This is a genomic window from Acinetobacter higginsii, from assembly GCF_000369845.1.
Lineage (GTDB): Bacteria > Pseudomonadota > Gammaproteobacteria > Pseudomonadales > Moraxellaceae > Acinetobacter > Acinetobacter higginsii.
Window position 1 is genome coordinate 21332 of the sequence record NZ_KB850222.1, and the last position, 17844, is coordinate 39175.

Genomic DNA, 17844 nt, shown 5'->3' on the forward strand with positions numbered 1-17844 from the left:
CATGAGCTTTTATCTTCCGCAGACATCAGAAGTTGTACCATCACAAATCACTTTAAAGGCCTTTGATACAACGACAATTCAAGTCAAATATCGTGACACATCAGGCACGGGAAGCAGTTCAACTACGGTGACTGCAGACAAGCTTAAGTTTGATTTGACACAAGGATTTGATGAGCAAATTTTATCTAATTCTGTACGATTCAAGCTTGGAGCAGATACGTTTATTGATCGCACTGGTTTACTGTATCGTAATGTTGAAAGTGCCACGGGAAGTGGCACGCAATCGGGCACAATCCAATATGGTACCGGTATTGCCGAGTTTGATACATGGACACCAAACGTTGACAATCAACTGACGTTGCAAGCTTTAACAACAACGACAGACATGTTACCAATTCATCATGTGAGCTTTCGCACACCGACCATCCCAATTCGCCCTGGTTCTTTAACAATTGTTGTGGCTGCTATGACAGGGGGGCAACTGACATTAACAGCCAATGAAGCAGGTATTATCGAAACTGATGAGGCACATGGTTCTATTAACTACGAAACAGGCTTTATAGATATTTATTTCTATAAGAAAACCAAAAAGTCTGATCATCCTGAAATTGTGAATGAGCCTTGGTATGACCCTTTACTGGACTACACAGATGGTGGGAATACTGTATGGGTCAATGCGCCGTACTGGATTGATGCAACGAGCGTACGCTATAACGCCGTGGCCTATACATACATTCCTCTTGATTCTGAAATTCTGGGATTGTCTGCCACTCGTTTACCTGCAGATGGACGTGTACCCATTTTCCGGGTGGGTGACATTGGGGTAATTGCTTCATCTAAAAAACAGGAATTACCAAGCCATGTTGCTGGGCAAACATACCAGCTAGACGATCAGCGTATATCCTGGTGTGAGCTTGAGGATAGCAATGGCGTTAAAGTTCCGTATGACATGTATGTAGTTGACTATGACTTTGGTAAAGCCACTTTAAGTGGTGATTTTGCTTTGAATAGTCTGGTACCGCCGATATCTGCAGCATATCGCTATCAAGATATGGGATTGATCAATGATGTACAGATTAGCGGGCAAATTACTTTAACCAAGCCGGTGACACATAACTATGATGCTGATAATTCAATTGTCGGTTCAGCACTTGTCATGGGTGATATGTTCAGCCGCTATACATCAAAGTTCGTTCAAGGCACATGGAACAATGTCTGGGCTGATGTGCCAAGTGGTGGCTTAATATCGGCAAATTACAATGATGCGCTTTATCCTTTCGAAGTAACAAATAAGGGTTCCATTCAAGACCGATGGGCATTAGTTTTTACTGATATTTCAACATTCAGGATCATCGGTGAAGTGTCTGGGCAGATTGGGACAGGAACAACCACAGCTGACTGTAGGCCGATTAACCCGATTACAGGTGAACCTTATTTTGTAATTAAAAAAGAAGGCTGGGGTACCGGCTGGACTCCGAATAATGTTCTTCGCTTTAACACTATTGCTGCAATGTATCCAGTCTGGTGTATCCGGACAGTGAAACAGTCTGAGCCCACAGTCTTAAGCGATAACTTTCAAATCATGTTCCGTGGTGATATTGATCGGGATATCTAAACAAAACTATCAAACCTTAAGGGCTGCATTTGCAGCCTTTTTTATTGAGTAAATAATTATGGCGACCGATGTAAATGTTCAATTTTTTAGTCATCTTAATGGCATTACGTTAGGTAATAACTGGGGTGATTTAATCCGTTTGTTAGATACTTGTCTTGTGAATGGCTTGCCTTTTGCCAGTGTTACAAGTGCCAATATTGATGCAAATGGTGATATTAATTTAACGTTCTTTGCTGCCCATAATGCAGTGTTGTTTCAGATTGTTGAATTGACAGGGTTCTCACCATCAAACATCAACGGAAAATATCGAATCAAAGGATTACCTACCTCAACACAAATGACTCTTAAGGCAGAATTGTCAGGCCAGTCAATAACCGCAAATGGATCAGCGAAGTTAGCAGCACTTGGGTATGACATTATTTTTCGTGATGCGAATGATGTTAAGCGTGTATATCGTTCAAAGAGTCCAACGTCAGCGCACCCATTCATACGTGTAGATGAGACTATTTCCGATGGTACAAATAGCTATACATCTACATATGCAAAATATGCAATGGTGGGTTTACTTGAAAACATGACGCATATTGATGATTACGAAAACCCAGATGTTTTGCAGTTGCCACTATCCACATCAAATTTAAAATTAAATTACAGTATATCTGGATCGGGTAGTACTGTTGTCAGAGGATGGAGCAGATGGACTTGGGCACGTATAAATAACGTGAATCAAAATTATTCAGATGTAAGTACCCCATCAAATGGTAACCGCAACTTTACTCTTGTTGGTGACAATGATGCTTTTTATATGGTTATGCCTTTTGGTACAACAGCGACAATGAAGCGAATTTATGGGGCGGGGTTATTTAATAGCTGTTTGAAGAGTGATGTTATACCTGCATGGTTTTTAATGTCTCGATTTTCAACCAGTAATGCATCGACAAATTATCAGGCAACTGAGAACTTTGGTGACCCTCTTGTTGTAAGTAGTGGAGCAGCACAATTTATTGTTCCAAGATTTACTGAAGCCAATAGAGTTTCTAATCATGTTTCAGCAAATCCTGTGTTGCCGGATTATTCTTCTGGATTCAGTGGTATTTACAGTGCTAATTCAATTGCAGCATTGGAAATAGCATTTTCAGATAGCCTGAAATACTTAAGAGGCACACTTAAGCATGTGGCATACAACGGAAATAGTGCGTCACCAAGCTCAACGACAGCAAGTTTGCAAGATAAAAGTATGTATATATATGATAGTGTCTACGCAGGCGGCCCTTCGGATGCGGGTAGTTTGCTGTTTTACCTAGGAGAGCTTGAATGAAACCATGTTCACGAATGACACTTCACTCAAATGCTTTGTTGCAGAATTTGGGGTTTGGCGTAAACACGACCGTTGCAGATATTAAAGGTACGACAAAAAAACTTGGTAGTAATTATAGTGATGCAACCATTGTTCTTTATAACAAAAGTAATTTAACACCAATTGGAATCACAAAGCCGAGTGAGAATGGGGATTATCAATTTTTAGGGTTAAATAATTCAGTTGCTTGTTTCATTGTTGCTTTTGACAATAAGAAGCAATACAACGCAGTCATACAGGATCAGGTGGTGCCAAAATGAGTGTGATTCCTTCTTTAGCTGCAGGCTTGGCGCAACTTCAAGCACTGGCTAATTTTTTAGATACAGGTAGCAATAATGCTACCTTTATTTTTTATGACAATACTAAACCTGCATCAGTGAATGTTGCAGCAGATCCTGAGGCAAAGCTAGTCACACTGACTCTCCCAAAGCCCTGTTTCAAACAATTGAATGTAGATGGTATTGAGCTTCAGCAGACTGATGCAGCTTTGGTAATAAAAGCAGGCACGGCGCTATGGGCACGTTTATATAATGGGAATGGTGATGCGGTTGCTGATTTTGCAGTGGGTACTGAGATTACGCTTGCGCAGTCCAATCTTGCGTTGGGCAGCACATTAATGGTCAATTCTTTTGTATTGAAACCGACAACATAAAGAGGTGTGCATGTGTCGAACTACATTCCGCCTGATGCCCACAATGTCAGTCTAAATTTTAAGGATGAGCTTGGATCAATTGATTCACACAATCTTGTCTTGAATTTTGGGGTTGATGAGCAAGTCAATGTAAGTGTTAATGCCGTCATCGCAACAACATTTACAGCTGAAATTGTTGCAACTCAACACACTTACAATTCAGTCAATGCAGCAGTTCAAACTGCATTTGAGGCTGATATTGTTGTAATTAGGGGTGAATCTGCTCAAGTAGCTGCATTTATCAACAATAGTTTTGATGCAGAGATTTACGCGGTTGTTGTGAATCAATCGTGCAGTGTTGAAGCAGTGATTGAAACTAGACCCAATGCTCTCATTAATGCGCGTTTTGATATCAATTCAGCATTTGGTTTAAGTCATTTAAGTGTTTTGGGATATCAAAGATCTTTACCAGCTTTAATAGACAATCATATTAGATTTGGCAAACCGATTTCTAAGGCGCATAACAGCGCCTTTATTTTTGAACGTAGTTTGACGATTTCGAATGCCGTCTTAGATGGCTTCGATAAGGCAAACACACTGCAACGTTCTGTTCGGTTGGTGTTTGATGAATGCACTCATCTTTTAAACGATTATGAATTGGTTTGGCAGGAAAACGATAAAAGATTCATAGCTCACACTTTGGCATTTGAAGAATCTGAGAAGTTCCTGATCAACCGTCAAACTGCTTGGGGTGAAATGATTAGAAAGCGTAAGAAAATTACGTTTAGTCATGAAGTCGCTGCCGTGTTTGAAAAGCGGTTCACCTTCATCCATGACAAAGGCTTGGAACTGGTCACAGCTGATTCAATCCCTTGGGAAGTGGCAAGGGCAGTCTATTACCGCAAATCAAATGTTGATCCAATCGATCCACAACCAAAGCCTGAATATGTTGGATCACCTGATCTTAATTTTATTTGTTTGTGTCATGACATTGATGCGCACAACGTCATTTTAAATTTTGGTGCAGATGAGTGCTTACCGAAATTAGCACCCGTTGACTGGTGGTATATCGTGAATGAAATCAAAGTAACCCGGTTAGACAACGGGCAAGAAATCCAGATTTACAGTGGCGACTACAGCACCGATCGCAGCAGCTGGAGTTGGTCCTATAATTTATCGATCCCGTTTTATGAAAAGTCGAAAACAGAGCCGATCGATGGAAAGCCGGTGATCTTGAAAATCATGATCAATGGCAATGAGCACCGGATGTTGCTTGGGGACATTACTCGCTCAAAGCAATTCGGTAAGGAAGTTTATAAGCTATCTGGTCGCAGTCCAACAGCGTTACTAGACGCTCCAGCCTCTCCAACGAGATCATTCACTCAAGAAAATGAACGTTCATCTGTTCAATTGGCCCAAGCTGAGCTGGACCGTGTGAATAGCAATGTTGTGTTGAACTGGGAATTAATTGATGCGCTTGGCTGGATCTTACCGCCTGAGAGCTTGAGCTATTCAAATCTGACGCCGATAGCAGCGATCAAATTGATTGTAGAGGCGGCAGGAGGCTTTATTTACAGCGAACCAGCAAGCCATACACTGACGATCAAACCTCGCTATAAAAAGACTTGGTGGGATTCAATAGCGATCGATGAATATGATCGTGTAATCCCTGAAAGCATTGTCACAGATCAATCTACAAACTATGAGCCATATCCAGACTACAACGGCGTATTCCTTACTAACGACCGCAACGGTGATACAGGACATGTCAAACGCATAGGTACTGCAGGTGATGTACTTCAAGAATCGATTAATAGCCCATTGCTAACATCAACTACGGTGATGCATAGCAAAGGCCGTGAAGTACTGGCCAAAGCTGGGCTTGTAGAGAATCATAGTTTGCTTATGCCAATTACCCAGCAAATTGGCTTGTGTTTACCTGGTGAGCTTGTTGCTTTTAACGGCGACTGGTGGGGCATTGTTGATGGTGTCAGCGGTTCATTCACTCATAAGATTGTGAATCAAACCGTATCAATTGAGAGGGTGAATCGTGAGTAATATTTTTAACCGGCTCTTTGATATGTTTCCCAAAACACCAGAGTTCATCGGGACCATTCAAAGTGCAGATCATCCAAATTACAAAGTATTGGTGGCAGATGGTACAGGGCTTGTGCTTTGTACCAGTGCCACAGTTTTTAACTTAGGAGCAAAGGTATATATCAGCGGAAATGAAATAAAGAGAAGTGCGCCTGAGGGCGTTGTATATCAAATCGAAGTATAGACTTAATGAAATAAAAATAGCCGCTTAATTGCGGCTTTTTCTTTTTGGAGAAAGAAAGTGTCTGAGCAAGCACAAAACATCATAGAGGCTAGCGCAACGGTTACATCTGGCGCAGCTAAAACAGCAGTTGGGGGAAGTGGAGCGTTATTTGTGGGGAAAGTTTTCGGGTTAGATCCAATTACGGCCATTGGTTTATTAATTGGTTTGGGCGGTTTCTTAATCAGTATTTTTAGCTTTCTAGTTGGTTGGTGGTACAAGCGAAAAGACGATAAGCGTGCTCAAGAGATCCACGAATTAGAGAAAAAAGCATGGTTGGAGAAAATTAATGCAAAACAAGACTAAGGTTTCAGTCCTTTTATTGGCAGCTTCAGCGGCTTTTTTTACGGCTGTGAAAGTAGATGAAGGGTACACAGCTAAACCTGTAATCCCAGTTCCTGGTGATCGGCCTACACAAGGTCATGGTGCAAATTTCAAGCCTGATGGTACCGCCGTAAAAATGTCAGATCCACCTATTACACGGGCAACGGCGGACAAGTGGTTACGTCACGATGTGGCCAAACGTGAGATCTCATTTAAGAATTCATTGAAGGGGGTGAAATTATCCCAAGCTGAATATGACGTTTACTTAGACTTCTCATATCAGTACGGCACAACAGCTTTTGCGAACTCTTCAATGCTTCGCAACTTAAAAACTGGCAATCATAAAGCTGCGTGTGACTCATTGCTGAAATATAAATATGTGGCAAAACGTGATTGTTCAATTCGCTCAAACCGTTGCTATGGCGTATGGACTCGTCAATTAGAGCGCCATAAGAAATGTATGGAGGCTCAGTGATGGGGTTAATTATTGCAGCTAAATTTTGGCGAGAAATCATAATCGGGTTTCTCGCTTTTTTTCTGGTTATCACACTGGCTTTACTCAATCACAAGATTGGCCAGCTTAAAGAAGCTGATCAAAAGTGCAATGAGCAGATCCAAAAAATTGAACGAGCCCAAGTTGAAGCTTTGGCCAAACAGCAAGACAAAGTAAATAAAGTGAGCGCTGATTATGAAAAGCTTAGGTCAGAACAACGAACAAAAGTCGAAACAGTTACACGTACAGTGCAAAAGATCGTTGAGCGTCCTATTTATCTCAATCGCTGTATTGATGATGACGGGTTGCAGCAAATCAACAGCCTTATACAATCCCGTGATTCCAGCTAACTTAATGCAGCCTTGTGATAAGTTCAGCCCTCTGGATGATGGGATAGGAAAGGTTGTTGCTCTTTGGGCGGTTGATACTGTTTCAAAAGGCAATGAATGTGCTGCAAAAGTAGATGCATGGATAAAAGTTGGAAAAGCCCTCAATTGAGGGCTGTATAAATAATGGTAACACTAACTCAATCGGATAGGGTGCCATTTATTTTGGGCCATTCTCCGAATAACTTTGGCTTTATATTTTTCAACTGACAAAGCGTTTTTTGCTTTATGTCTTGTCTTATTGCAATGAAGACATGCAGCAACTATGTTGACACGCTGATTTGAGCCGCCGTCTTGACGTGCTATAACATGCTCAGCAGTACACTTTAGAAGTTGTGCATATTTAAGCGAAATTCTGTATTGATTACAGAATTTTTCAGGTTGGGTTTTCCACATTGGTTGATTACAGTAAAAACATCGCCCTGCTTGAATATCGAAAGCATGTGATCTGTTCTTTACAAGAGTGTTTTGAGATTTTTTAGACATTGCAGTACCTACATTATGAATATGCATTAACAAAAAGTTAGTGACATATCCATTCCAGTATCTGCAAGGCAAGGAATGAATAAGCTATGCCCTTAGGCATAACTTTAAAATATTTAATTTTTATGGATTGGTCAATAGTCAATCAACAATAACATTCATGTCGGTATATGCGTAAAAGCCCTATAAAGAGGGCAAACTATTTCAATTTTGATATAGTATGTTCAGCTAGTAAATTAAGAAATTTCCCTTCAATTTCATCCCATTGATCTTTTAAATTTGACTCTTTCCTTAAGAATTCTAAATGATCAGCCATAGCTTTATATCTAGTAATGTCCATTAACTCCATGTAATCCAAAATCAAATTCGTCATTGTATCAACAGTTTGATTTTTGAATTTTTCGGAGAGTTTTTGTAAATACACTATTTGGTAAAGCAGCTCTGCTAGTAAATCACCAATACTTTGTATATCCTTTTCAATAAGATCAGCTATCTTTTGAGTATCATATCTATTTGGAGCAATACAGTGATCATCTTTAGCTTTGTTAAAAATATCGTTGATAGATATTAATTTCACATTTAGTTGTTTTTGAGTAATAAAAGTAGAATTGCAAATTTCTTTATATGTTGTTTGATTATGTATTTCTCTCCAATCATTAAATAAATATGCAGCTACGAAAGCAGCAAATAAAGCACCACAAGCACCTAGAATTGATCCAAATGCAGATATAAAGTCGGCTGAAGCGCTAAACACGTTCTTCATGGTGCAATAGGTTAATAGTGCAACGGCATAAATGACGACACCCCATAGCAGAACCACATAAAAAGTACTTTTATTACTATTCATTATTCACCCACTGTACCAATCACTGGTATAAGTTGCGGTACAGCTAATCGAGCTTTACCAATTATTTCTAAGAGCTCATCATAAGTTAATTCAAACTTATCTTCACTATCAAAAACATACTCGACATTCTTTCCTTTTAATTCAGCAGGCTTTTCTGGCACAAACCGCTTAGGAATAAGGATCTGTGCAAGTTGTTCGTTCGATAATTTAAAAATATGCATAGTGATTACCCGATTCTAAAAAGTTCGTTCCAGTTAGTTAAATATGAGGGAGAGCGGCGGTTTTGATTCATCTGCCATATGGCTTTGGTGTCATTGCAAAGGCCAAGTGACACATGATCTTTTCCGTATTTCTCTTTGATTGCTTCCATAGTTTGTGAAAGCTTTTCACGTTGATTTCGATGTGTATAGTCTGTGAATAAGTCAGGTACAAATTTTGACTTGGGAATCAGCTCGAGCAGAACAATGCCAGCCTTTTTATACTTAAATCCCTTCTTGTAGATCTGATCGATTCCTTTCATTGCTGCCCTGGTAATTTCTAACAAATCATCTGTATGCTCAGGCATTTGCACAATGATATACGGCGAATAACGCTCATCTTTATTGAATTTACCTGTCTGAATGAATACACCAATCATCTTGCATATAGATCCGTCATGACGCATTCTTTCTACGCCTCGAGTCACGAACAAACGTACCGATGATTTAATATCATCTTTCTCGTATACAGGTTGACCATAGGATCTGCTGCTTATAATTTGCTGTTTTGATGGGTTTTCATTTTCTATATCGATGCATGAAACGCCCTGTAATTCACGGACAGTCTTTTCCATGACAATTGAGAAAGACTTTTTAATCTCTTTCGCGTTTGACTCAATCAGATCCAATACAGACTTAATATTCATTAAGTTTAGTTTCTTACAGTTCTGACGGCCAACACCCCAGACTTCGCCTACATCCACCTGTGCAAGTAACTGCTCTGCAGAACATGGGTCCATCTCTGCTAAATTACATACACCGTTAAAATACTTATTTTTCTTTGCAATATGATTTGCTATTTTCGCCTCAGTTTTGGAGCGACCAATACCAATACAACAGGGCAATCCAAGCCATTGCTGAGCCTTCATTCTCATTTCATGAGTGTATGCGGTAAGATCATAGTTTTTGGCGTAAGTTGTTAATTCTATGAAACATTCATCAATACTATAAATTTCTTGCTCTCCTGGCGCGACGTACTGGCCAAGCATCAACATAAAACGCCGTGACATTTCTGCATATAGAGCGTAGTTGCTAGATAAAACCTGAATGTTATGTTTTTGGACAATGTCTTGGATCTGGAACAAAGGTACACCCATTTTAATACCAAGGGCTTTTGCTTCATTGGATCTGGCCACGGCACAGCCATCGTTATTGGATAAGACTATGCATCCGATATCATTTAGTTTTGGATTAAAAACACGTTCGCACGAGACGTACATGTTATTCACATCCACCAAGGCGAATATGCGAGTATTACTTTTCATTTTTAATTCTTCTTATTATGAGCGGTAATGCATACGCTTTAAGTTGAATGTCACCACACCCCATACAACCACAGTCTGATTGTCTGCAGGGATGATGTGCTCATACGCTGGATTTTCAGCTTTTAGCCAGAGTTTAGGCAATGGGTAATTCTCATCACCAAAGATCTCTTTAATATCAGCTTTCGACATTTTGGCAGTGATCATGAGTCGCTTAATCGTGGAATCTTTATTATCGATTAATGCAACTACAATATCTTGATGGGCAGCTTCTATGCTGCGATCAATGATAATTGGATCATCTACCTCAAGACCAGCACCTAACATGGATTCGCTATCAACTCGGGCTATGAATGACGATATCGGGTTATGAATGAGATATTCATTCAGATCTACGGTCGTATCTAAATCATCTTTTGTTGCGAAAGCAGGACCTGCAGGGATACGCTCTAATGACATCGGTATCGATGCTTTAGATTTTGGAAGGATAGGGGTGAGGCCGAGTTTATCAATCAGATCTGCTTGCATTGAGATCTGTTCAAAAACAGCATTAACGGTGGGGCTTGGTTTCCCATCAGGTCCCATGAGCTCTTGTAAGCTCGACCAGGCACCATCAGAGAAGTATATAGGCAACTTCTTAGACATTTTCTAACTCCTACGCTACGAGGCGTGTTGGGAATTGATTTACCTTTTTAGGATATATTCTTTGACATTAGAATTTCAAATTTAAAATTATGTGGATAAATAAGGACAAGTCAAAAGTTGTCGCTAGTTAGTGTGTGTTTGGTCGGAATTTATGCATATCCGATTTTGGTGCTGCAGTGTACTCATCAACTGGCATCTCAACCAAAAAGTCCTTAGCTTGGTCGTGACTGCAGCTAAGCCAATCATTACGCCTTCCTTTGGGTATCACTACAATCGATCGTTTTTCATCATCTGGCGCGTGAAACTGTTTCATGAATGGGTGGTCATCAGCATTGATCGTAAGCATGCTCATTGAGATAATTGGTTGGCCTTCTACGGTGGCGTGTTCGTAAATACCCGCGACAGTAAAAGGCATATCATCCTCACGATAAATCCCGTACCAGTGCGACTTGCCGTCGATATACTTTGGCTCAAAGATGGTCTCAACTGGAATTAAACAAAATTGATTCTTTGACCAGGCGTGTTTAAAGCTTGGCTTAGTGGCCACCGTCTCAGATCTAGCGTTATAAGTGTTTTTCACTTTTTTAAGATCCTCTGCCCAGTTTGGTACTAGACCAAAGCGGGCAGACCGCCATTCAATACCATGCTCGGTTACAATAAGAATAGGCCCGCCGTAGCCTGGATATAGATCCGCTTTATAGTCGAATGTGGGTTCAAGCAAATTGAGTAATTGCGCTCGGCTTCGAGCGATGGGTTCGTAGTTTGCGCACATAGCAACCTCCATTTTTATAATCACTATGAACTTAATGCTTGTTATTTTGGTTGTAAATTTTGTTAGTCTTTCCAACCATCCACAATATCAGCCCAATCTTGCATCATCTTACGCCTAGGTTTTAAATGCTTAGAATGGTCGTAAGAAGCTTTAGTCCTGTTAGATTCAGAATGAGCCAATTGTTTTTCTACCCAAGCTTCCTCATATCCTTTTTCATATAACAATGTGGATGCTGTAGCCCTAAAGTCATGTGTAGTTACGCCTTTAAGACCAATATATTCAAGCATACTGTTTAGTGTTTCTTTTGCCAGCATGCCGTTATTTTTTTTGCTATAAATAGCAGGGAATACCAACGCTTCACCCCCTGAAATTTCATATTGTTGTTTTAAAATATTTAAGACTTGATCCGAGATTGGTAGTACATGAACCCTGGCTTTTTTCATAACCTCAATAGGGAACGTAATTAATTTTGACTCAAAGTCTACCCATGACCATTCCATCTTCCGTATCTCAACAGCACGTAGCATCGTATATAAAAGAATAAAACCTGCATTTTTTACAGTTTGAGTTCCATTGTATTTGGGAAGGCTTGATCTAGCCTTGAACCTTTCTTCTTTAGTCAATGCTCTCGCATGATTGACGCGGGGTCTTTTGATTACATCACGGACAGCATATGTTGGATCATTCTCGGCTCGCAGTGTTGCAATAGCATACCGAATCACAGCCCCAAGGAATCTTCTATTCTCAAGTGCAGCAGATGCGCCAGTAAATCTACCATTTGATTCTTTCACAACACGATCGACAGTATTGTTTAAAATTTTAAGTACATCAGCTGCAGTCACATCACTAACATTCTTTTTTCCAATAATAGGTGAAATATCTTTTTTTAAAGCAACGTCAAATTTCTCCTGGTATATTTCTGATTTAGATACCATTCGTTTTAATTTGAATTCGGCTGCAATTGAATCAAATGTATTTAAAGTTTCAGCCATAGCTTGTGCTTTAATATTTTTTCGATCCTCGACTGGGTGGATTCCTTTGGCTAATTTGGCCCGCATCTCATCTTTCAATGCACGTGCATCAGCAAGGCTAATAGATGGGTATTCACCTAAGCTCATCGATGACTCTTTGCCATGAAAGACGAACTTAAACCGCCATACCTTTGCACCTGTGGGTCTTATCTCAATATAGAGTCGATCAGCATCAAGGATCCGATAAACCTTATCTTTAGGCTTTAAGGTTTTAATTTTTACATCTGATAGTTTTACAGCAGCCATTACAGGTAATCATAGTAAATGTTACCCGTATTATTACCCGTTTTTATTGTGAATTAAAACAAACTAAAAAGAACTAAAAGGAACATCAATTATTATTTATCAATTAGTTATGAAAATAAAAGGAACTATAAAGAATTGTAAGAAACTTAAACACGTATTATTTTTTACAACTGTTGCTTGCGCCATAATCTAAACTTCCACAATTACAGCTATTGTGCCGTAAAACGCAACCTTTTTCCAATGTTTAGGAATTTCGCGTTTAGAGCCAAGATTTGTTAAAATACGCTCCTTATCTCATTAACTAGAGTACAACGCATGTCTAAAACACGTGTGATTTATCCGGGGACTTTCGATCCAATTACCAATGGACATGTTGATTTGGTTGCACGAGCATCAAAAATGTTTGATGAAGTTGTGGTTGCAATCGCGATTGGTCATCATAAAAATCCTGTGTTTAGTTTAGAAGAGCGTGTTGAATTAGCCAAAGCATCATTGAGTCATTTGACCAATGTTGAGTTTGTTGGTTTTGATGGTTTACTGGTTAATTTCTTCCGTGAACAGCGTGCAACAGCCGTACTCCGTGGTTTAAGAGCAATTTCTGATTTTGAATATGAATTTCAATTGGCGAATATGAACCGTCAACTTGATCCACATTTTGAATCAGTCTTTTTAACTCCCTCTGAGCAATATTCATTTATCTCATCGACATTGGTAAGAGAAATTGCTCGTTTAAAAGGTGATGTGACCAAATTTGTGCCTGCCATTGTGGTTGAGGCCTTTGAACGTAAACATCAACAAGGTTGGTAGCGTGTCTTTATATATTACAGATGAATGCATTAACTGTGATGTCTGTGAACCTGTTTGTCCCAATGAAGCCATTTATATGGGTGAGCTGATTTATGAGATCGATCCTGCACTCTGTACAGAATGCATCGGTCATCATGATCAGCCACAGTGTCAGTTGTTTTGTCCAGTTGATTGTATTCCGCTCGATCCGCAACATGTCGAATCGCATGATGACTTGATGGCGAAATACAAAAAGTTAACTGCGCAAAAAAATGCGAGCAATTAATTTCGATCTTTGATAAGATGCGCCACGAAGTGGGCTGGACGGTCGCTGCTGTGGAGGTCTCCGTGACTGAAACAGGGGAGGAAAGTCCGGGCTTCATAGGGCAAGGTGCCAGGTAACGCCTGGGCGGCGAAAGCCGACGGCAAGTGCAGCAGAGAGTAGACCGCCTCATTCGTGAGGTAAGGGTGAAAGGGTGCGGTAAGAGCGCACCGCGTGTCTGGTAACAGTTCACGGCAAGGTAAACCCCACCAGAAGCAAGACCAAATAGGAATCCTGAGGCACGGCCCGTGCTGGATTCGGGTAGGTCGCTTGAGCGTATGAGTGATTGTACGCCTAGAGGAATGATCGTCCTCGACAGAACCCGGCTTATAGGCCCACTTCTCAAATTTTTTAAAATTGTGCTTGACGTGTGTATTGAAAGTTAAGATAATGCGCCCACAGTTTTCGGCTATGTAGCTCAGTTGGTTAGAGCACCGCACTCATAATGCGGGGGTCACAAGTTCAAGTCTCGTCATAGCCACCATTTTATAGACCACGCTCCTGCGTGGTCTCTTTTTGTCTGTAGTTTTTGTAATCTTCAAAACAATCTTTTGACACTAGGTTCTCTGGTTATTTTTAATTGAATAAAAGCTCATTCATGACTCAATTTTGTCGTTGTAGCAGAGATCTGTTGAAATTTGATCAATTGATGGCTGATAGCATAAAAACTGTTCATATGTTCTATATTTTCAAGGTCATAGACTTGACCAACTGAATCGAAAACTAGATAATGCGCACACAGTTTACGGCTATGTAGCTCAGTTGGTTAGAGCACCGCACTCATAATGCGGGGGTCACAAGTTCAAGTCTCGTCATAGCCACCATTTTAAAAACCACGCTCCTGCGTGGTTTCTTTTTATCTGCTTATTACGTAAAAATAATTCATCAGATGTGCAAAAGCCTGTAAATAACTCATTTATTTACAGGCTTTGTTTTTTATAAATGTTTTTCGATGGTCGCTAAAGTTTGAGGACTTTCATAAAACGGTTTTAAAATGAGGGTAATGATCGGCTCGAGTACATCATGTTCATCTAAAGCCACCACGACTTTAGGATAGAAGCGTACCGCTTCATTGAGTAGATCTGTTTCTTCTATACCGATTGCAGCAAAAACATCTTCCAAACTTTCATCTTTATAGAAGTCATAAAACACTTTCACGCCGTATAAGATTAGATCTTGTATAAAAGAGGATTGGCGTAACTCTTTCCAATACTCATAGATCATCACAAAGAATTCTTCCACATCCAGTGGCGTGACTTGCTTGGTATATTCAGATAAAGGCTGGGTTTTGTTGTCGTCCCAGATATTGCGCGCAAGGCTCTCAAGGTCATCATTTGAAAGCAAGCTGAGATCAACTAGTTGTTCTTGAATGAATCGACCAATACTTTCTTCAATCTTTTGTTCAATACGCTGCTGTTGGCGATGCGAAAAGCTTTTTAGTTTTTGTTGCCATTCGTATTTGCTTTCAGAAATATGCGCTTCATCTGACTGAGCAAATAATTTTGGTAATTTGTTTTGTAGTGTTGTGGTGGCGATGTATTGGCACAACTGCTGAATCGAAGGGCTTTCTTTTAAAAACTGATTTAAATAATGGCGAATATTTTCCAGCTCTAAAAACTTGGATAGCCACATTTCAAACTGGTGATCTGAGAATACGTCTTGTAACTGTGCAGATGACTGTAAAGAAAAGACATGCAGTCTTTGTGCAATTTCTCCAATAAATTCTAATAGACCTGCACCGAGTTGCATTTCAAATGCATAGCGTTTTACAACCGCCTGAATTTGTTCTAATTCAACCACTTCCTTGAGCTGAATATTAGGTGCATGTTGGAGAAAAAGTTGAATAAATTGCTGGAAAAAATCAACAGAAAGTTGAGTGGTGAGTTGATTTTTATAAAATGAAACTTGCTCAAGCATTAAAGCTTGAGCAAGTAATTGTGACTTTTCAGAAACAATTTTTTCAGTCATTCGCGGTCCATCCATTGACGATCGGGTAGCGTCGCTCACGACTGAAGGCACGTGAACTAATACGTGGTCCAATCGCGCCCTGACGACGCTTGTATTCATTACGATCTACCAAGCGAATGACTTTTTCGACCACTTCAGCTTCGTAGCCTTTGGCGATAATATCTGCTTGGCTGAGATCTTCTTCAATATAAGCATATAAGATGGCATCAAGTACATCATAAGCAGGTAATGAATCTTGGTCTTTTTGATCTGGACGAAGTTCTGCTGATGGTGGACGAGTAATCACACGTTCTGGAATCACAGGTGTTTCTTCAAGCGTGTTACGGTATTTTGCTAATTCAAATACAATGGTTTTATACACGTCTTTCAGCACTGAAAAACCACCAACCATATCGCCATAGAGGGTGCAATAGCCTACCGAGATTTCAGACTTGTTGCCTGTAGATAGCACGAGATTACCAAATTTATTAGATAAACCCATCAGTAAAGTACCGCGAGTACGTGCTTGTAAATTTTCTTCAGTTGCATCAGCAGGGGTATTACCAAAGAATGGGAACAAGGTTTGCATGAAGCTATTTACGATTGGGTGAATCTCGGCAATACCAAAGGTGACGCCCATACGACGTGCTTGTTCAGTTGCGTCTTCTACACTCATTTGTGAGGTGTAGGTATAGGGCATCATCACAGCTTGTACTTTATCTGCACCAATGGCATCAACCGCAATGGCCAATGTTAAAGCTGAATCGATTCCGCCAGATAAGCCAAGAATCACACCTGGGAAGCCAGAGCGTTGCACGTAGTCACGTGTTGCCATCACTAAGGCTTGATAAATCTCGGCAAAAGTTTCTAATGTAGGAATCGTATCAGTTGCTTTGAACTGTTTTTGTTCTGCATCATATTCAGCGTAAGCAAGCGCTTCTTGAAAGCTTGGTACTTGCAGTGCAAGTTGGCCGCTATTATTGCTGACAAAGCTTGAACCATCAAAAATAAGGTCGTCTTGTCCACCCACTTGGTTGACATAGACAATATTTAGACTCAATTGTTTTGCAAGTTCATTGAGGGTTTGAATGCGGTGTTGTGGTTTGCCCACTTCATACGGTGAAGCATTTAAGACCAGAACTGTTTCAACATTCAATTGACTGAGTTGTTTAACGGTATTCAGTGACCAAACATCTTCACAAATCAAGACACCGAATTTATGGCCTAGATATTCAAAAACAAGATGTTGATGACCTTCTTGGAAATAGCGTTTCTCATCGAACACGCCATAATTTGGCAGGTTTTGTTTGTTATAAACACCTAAAACTTGCCCGTCTTTCATGACAGCAGCAGAGTTATAGCGATGACCATCCTCAGTTTGGTGCACAAAACCGAATACCATCAAGATATCTTTTACTTCGCTTAATTGGGCAAACGCTTTTTGAGTGCGCTTTTGTAGATTTGGGCGGAGTAATAGGTCTTCAGCAGGGTAACCAAGCGTAGAAAGTTCAGGGAAGATGATCAAATCAGCCTGTTGTTGTTTCGCTAAATTTGCTTGCTCAACCATCTTTTGAGTATTTGCATCAATATTGCCAATGTGCGGAGAGAATTGAGCAAGGGCAACTTTAAAATTTTTCATTCAAACCTAATCCTAAGTCTTAACAAGTTCTGATATACAAGCTGTTGATTTATATGGGTATAATTATTTAAAACAAGTGTATATCATGGCGCCAAACATTTTATATCTTAAAGAAAAATGACAAGTTTACTAATATATACTAAATGCACATTTTTCTGCGTAAAAATAACAAGTTTTTCTGTATAAAACAGCAACATTTCTCAATGTTTGCGTGATTATGGTGCATGATTATAAATAAATTGAATAGAGTCATATAAAGTTTTTTTCATGTCATTTTCGCATGTAAGCATGACACCCTAATTACAAGATCAACAAACAATAAAAAATTGAGAAAAAAGAACAACTTTAGGCTTTTACTTTACATTTAAAAAATATTTAAAACAGTTGTACTTTTTTAAAAAAATGTTATTTTTCAATAGTTTGAAATTATATTGTGTGTTTTTTATACCGTTTATCGGGAATATCTTTGCGACACTTGAGTGTA

General features: G+C 39.7%; 20 protein-coding genes, 2 tRNA genes and 1 other RNA gene. 14 read left to right on the forward strand and 9 right to left on the reverse strand.

Annotated features, from left to right (window positions below):
• Position 1: 1 nt before the first annotated feature.
• From F885_RS05240 to F885_RS05200, 9 genes are read left to right on the forward strand one after another with little or no spacing between them, the layout of a single operon-like run.
• On the forward strand, positions 2 to 1615 hold the full coding sequence (locus tag F885_RS05240) for a hypothetical protein (RefSeq protein WP_005321348.1): 1614 nt from the start codon (positions 2 to 4) through the stop codon (positions 1613 to 1615).
• Between the two features lie 58 nt (positions 1616 to 1673).
• On the forward strand, positions 1674 to 2933 hold the full coding sequence (locus tag F885_RS05235; protein WP_005321349.1) for a hypothetical protein: 1260 nt from the start codon (positions 1674 to 1676) through the stop codon (positions 2931 to 2933).
• A complete protein-coding gene (locus tag F885_RS05230; RefSeq protein WP_005321352.1) occupies positions 2930 to 3232 on the forward strand; it encodes a hypothetical protein in 303 nt (100 codons plus the stop codon). Before F885_RS05235 ends, F885_RS05230 begins: the two co-directional genes overlap by 4 nt.
• The gene (locus tag F885_RS05225; protein WP_005321353.1) at positions 3229 to 3624 is read left to right on the forward strand and encodes a hypothetical protein; all 396 of its coding nucleotides are present in this window, start codon (positions 3229 to 3231) and stop codon (positions 3622 to 3624) included. The genes F885_RS05230 and F885_RS05225 overlap by 4 nt, the downstream gene beginning before the upstream one ends.
• Positions 3625 to 3636: 12 nt before the next feature.
• Positions 3637 to 5661 carry a hypothetical protein gene (locus tag F885_RS05220; RefSeq protein WP_005321356.1) on the forward strand — a complete coding sequence of 675 codons (2025 nt, stop codon included), beginning with the start codon at positions 3637 to 3639 and terminating at the stop codon, positions 5659 to 5661.
• Positions 5654 to 5884, forward strand: coding sequence for a hypothetical protein (locus F885_RS05215; RefSeq protein WP_005321358.1), 231 nt, complete (start codon positions 5654 to 5656; stop codon positions 5882 to 5884). Before F885_RS05220 ends, F885_RS05215 begins: the two co-directional genes overlap by 8 nt.
• Positions 5885 to 5941: 57 nt before the next feature.
• On the forward strand, positions 5942 to 6226 hold the full coding sequence (locus F885_RS05210) for a phage holin family protein (protein ID WP_005144990.1): 285 nt from the start codon (positions 5942 to 5944) through the stop codon (positions 6224 to 6226).
• Positions 6210 to 6719, forward strand: coding sequence for an endolysin LysAB3 (locus tag F885_RS05205; protein ID WP_005321360.1), 510 nt, complete (start codon positions 6210 to 6212; stop codon positions 6717 to 6719). The genes F885_RS05210 and F885_RS05205 overlap by 17 nt, the downstream gene beginning before the upstream one ends.
• On the forward strand, positions 6719 to 7087 hold the full coding sequence (locus F885_RS05200; RefSeq protein WP_005321363.1) for a hypothetical protein: 369 nt from the start codon (positions 6719 to 6721) through the stop codon (positions 7085 to 7087). Before F885_RS05205 ends, F885_RS05200 begins: the two co-directional genes overlap by 1 nt.
• Before the next feature lie 171 nt (positions 7088 to 7258).
• Here F885_RS05200 and F885_RS0120225 read toward each other — a convergent pair whose 3' ends face one another.
• From F885_RS0120225 to F885_RS05175, 7 genes are all read right to left on the reverse strand, one after another.
• Positions 7259 to 7609 carry an HNH endonuclease gene (locus F885_RS0120225; RefSeq protein WP_032859735.1) on the reverse strand — a complete coding sequence of 117 codons (351 nt, stop codon included), beginning with the start codon at positions 7607 to 7609 and terminating at the stop codon, positions 7259 to 7261.
• Between the two features lie 196 nt (positions 7610 to 7805).
• Entirely contained in the window at positions 7806 to 8453 is a 648-nt protein-coding gene (locus tag F885_RS21285; RefSeq protein ID WP_005321366.1) for a hypothetical protein, read from the reverse strand.
• Entirely contained in the window at positions 8453 to 8674 is a 222-nt protein-coding gene (locus F885_RS05195) for a hypothetical protein (RefSeq protein ID WP_005321369.1), read from the reverse strand. Before F885_RS05195 ends, F885_RS21285 begins: the two co-directional genes overlap by 1 nt.
• A 5-nt stretch (positions 8675 to 8679) precedes the next feature.
• Complete coding sequence (locus F885_RS05190) at positions 8680 to 9975, reverse strand: Y-family DNA polymerase (protein ID WP_032859678.1); 1296 nt, start codon at positions 9973 to 9975, stop codon at positions 8680 to 8682.
• A 15-nt stretch (positions 9976 to 9990) separates the two neighbouring features.
• Complete coding sequence (locus tag F885_RS05185; protein ID WP_005321379.1) at positions 9991 to 10617, reverse strand: LexA family protein; 627 nt, start codon at positions 10615 to 10617, stop codon at positions 9991 to 9993.
• 127 nt (positions 10618 to 10744) lie between these two features.
• Positions 10745 to 11389, reverse strand: a complete 645-nt coding sequence (locus F885_RS05180) for an SOS response-associated peptidase (RefSeq protein WP_005321382.1) — start codon at positions 11387 to 11389, stop codon at positions 10745 to 10747.
• A 62-nt stretch (positions 11390 to 11451) separates the two neighbouring features.
• Entirely contained in the window at positions 11452 to 12666 is a 1215-nt protein-coding gene (locus tag F885_RS05175) for a tyrosine-type recombinase/integrase (protein ID WP_005321385.1), read from the reverse strand.
• Between the two features lie 315 nt (positions 12667 to 12981).
• Here F885_RS05175 and coaD point away from each other — a divergent pair, with 315 nt between their 5' ends.
• From coaD to F885_RS05155, 5 genes are all read left to right on the forward strand, one after another.
• Entirely contained in the window at positions 12982 to 13473 is a 492-nt protein-coding gene (gene coaD, locus F885_RS05170; RefSeq protein ID WP_004805114.1) for a pantetheine-phosphate adenylyltransferase, read from the forward strand.
• 1 nt (position 13474) lies between these two features.
• A complete protein-coding gene (locus F885_RS05165; RefSeq protein WP_005321387.1) occupies positions 13475 to 13738 on the forward strand; it encodes a YfhL family 4Fe-4S dicluster ferredoxin in 264 nt (87 codons plus the stop codon).
• Between the two features lie 26 nt (positions 13739 to 13764).
• Positions 13765 to 14120: RNase P RNA component class A (rnpB, locus tag F885_RS20370), an RNA gene on the forward strand.
• Between the two features lie 61 nt (positions 14121 to 14181).
• Positions 14182 to 14258, forward strand: a tRNA-Met gene (locus F885_RS05160).
• A 263-nt stretch (positions 14259 to 14521) separates the two neighbouring features.
• Positions 14522 to 14598: transfer RNA gene (locus F885_RS05155), tRNA-Met, on the forward strand.
• Between the two features lie 112 nt (positions 14599 to 14710).
• Here the strand turns inward: F885_RS05155 and F885_RS05150 are convergent.
• Together F885_RS05150 and F885_RS05145 are read right to left on the reverse strand one after the other, a co-directional pair.
• The gene (locus F885_RS05150; protein ID WP_005321390.1) at positions 14711 to 15742 is read right to left on the reverse strand and encodes a hypothetical protein; all 1032 of its coding nucleotides are present in this window, start codon (positions 15740 to 15742) and stop codon (positions 14711 to 14713) included.
• Positions 15735 to 17360 (reverse strand): NAD+ synthase, encoded by a 1626-nt coding sequence (locus F885_RS05145; RefSeq protein ID WP_005321393.1) that lies wholly within the window; start codon positions 17358 to 17360, stop codon positions 15735 to 15737. Before F885_RS05145 ends, F885_RS05150 begins: the two co-directional genes overlap by 8 nt.
• Positions 17361 to 17844: the final 484 nt, after the last annotated feature.

Excerpts from the sequence above, each read along its gene's own strand:
- F885_RS05240 (WP_005321348.1), top strand. The coding sequence starts at position 2 with ATGAGCTTTTATCTTCCGCAGACATCAGAAGTTGTACCATCACAAATC.
- F885_RS05235 (WP_005321349.1), top strand. The coding sequence starts at position 1,674 with ATGGCGACCGATGTAAATGTTCAATTTTTTAGTCATCTTAATGGCATT.
- F885_RS05230 (WP_005321352.1), top strand. The coding sequence starts at position 2,930 with ATGAAACCATGTTCACGAATGACACTTCACTCAAATGCTTTGTTGCAG.
- F885_RS05225 (WP_005321353.1), top strand. The coding sequence starts at position 3,229 with ATGAGTGTGATTCCTTCTTTAGCTGCAGGCTTGGCGCAACTTCAAGCA.
- F885_RS05205 (WP_005321360.1), top strand. The coding sequence starts at position 6,210 with ATGCAAAACAAGACTAAGGTTTCAGTCCTTTTATTGGCAGCTTCAGCG.
- F885_RS05200 (WP_005321363.1), top strand. The coding sequence starts at position 6,719 with ATGGGGTTAATTATTGCAGCTAAATTTTGGCGAGAAATCATAATCGGG.
- F885_RS0120225 (WP_032859735.1), bottom strand. The coding sequence starts at position 7,609 with ATGTCTAAAAAATCTCAAAACACTCTTGTAAAGAACAGATCACATGCT.
- F885_RS21285 (WP_005321366.1), bottom strand. The coding sequence starts at position 8,453 with ATGAATAGTAATAAAAGTACTTTTTATGTGGTTCTGCTATGGGGTGTC.
- F885_RS05195 (WP_005321369.1), bottom strand. The coding sequence starts at position 8,674 with ATGCATATTTTTAAATTATCGAACGAACAACTTGCACAGATCCTTATT.
- F885_RS05190 (WP_032859678.1), bottom strand. The coding sequence starts at position 9,975 with ATGAAAAGTAATACTCGCATATTCGCCTTGGTGGATGTGAATAACATG.
- F885_RS05185 (WP_005321379.1), bottom strand. The coding sequence starts at position 10,617 with ATGTCTAAGAAGTTGCCTATATACTTCTCTGATGGTGCCTGGTCGAGC.
- F885_RS05180 (WP_005321382.1), bottom strand. The coding sequence starts at position 11,389 with ATGTGCGCAAACTACGAACCCATCGCTCGAAGCCGAGCGCAATTACTC.
- F885_RS05175 (WP_005321385.1), bottom strand. The coding sequence starts at position 12,666 with ATGGCTGCTGTAAAACTATCAGATGTAAAAATTAAAACCTTAAAGCCT.
- coaD (WP_004805114.1), top strand. The coding sequence starts at position 12,982 with ATGTCTAAAACACGTGTGATTTATCCGGGGACTTTCGATCCAATTACC.
- F885_RS05150 (WP_005321390.1), bottom strand. The coding sequence starts at position 15,742 with ATGACTGAAAAAATTGTTTCTGAAAAGTCACAATTACTTGCTCAAGCT.
- F885_RS05145 (WP_005321393.1), bottom strand. The coding sequence starts at position 17,360 with ATGAAAAATTTTAAAGTTGCCCTTGCTCAATTCTCTCCGCACATTGGC.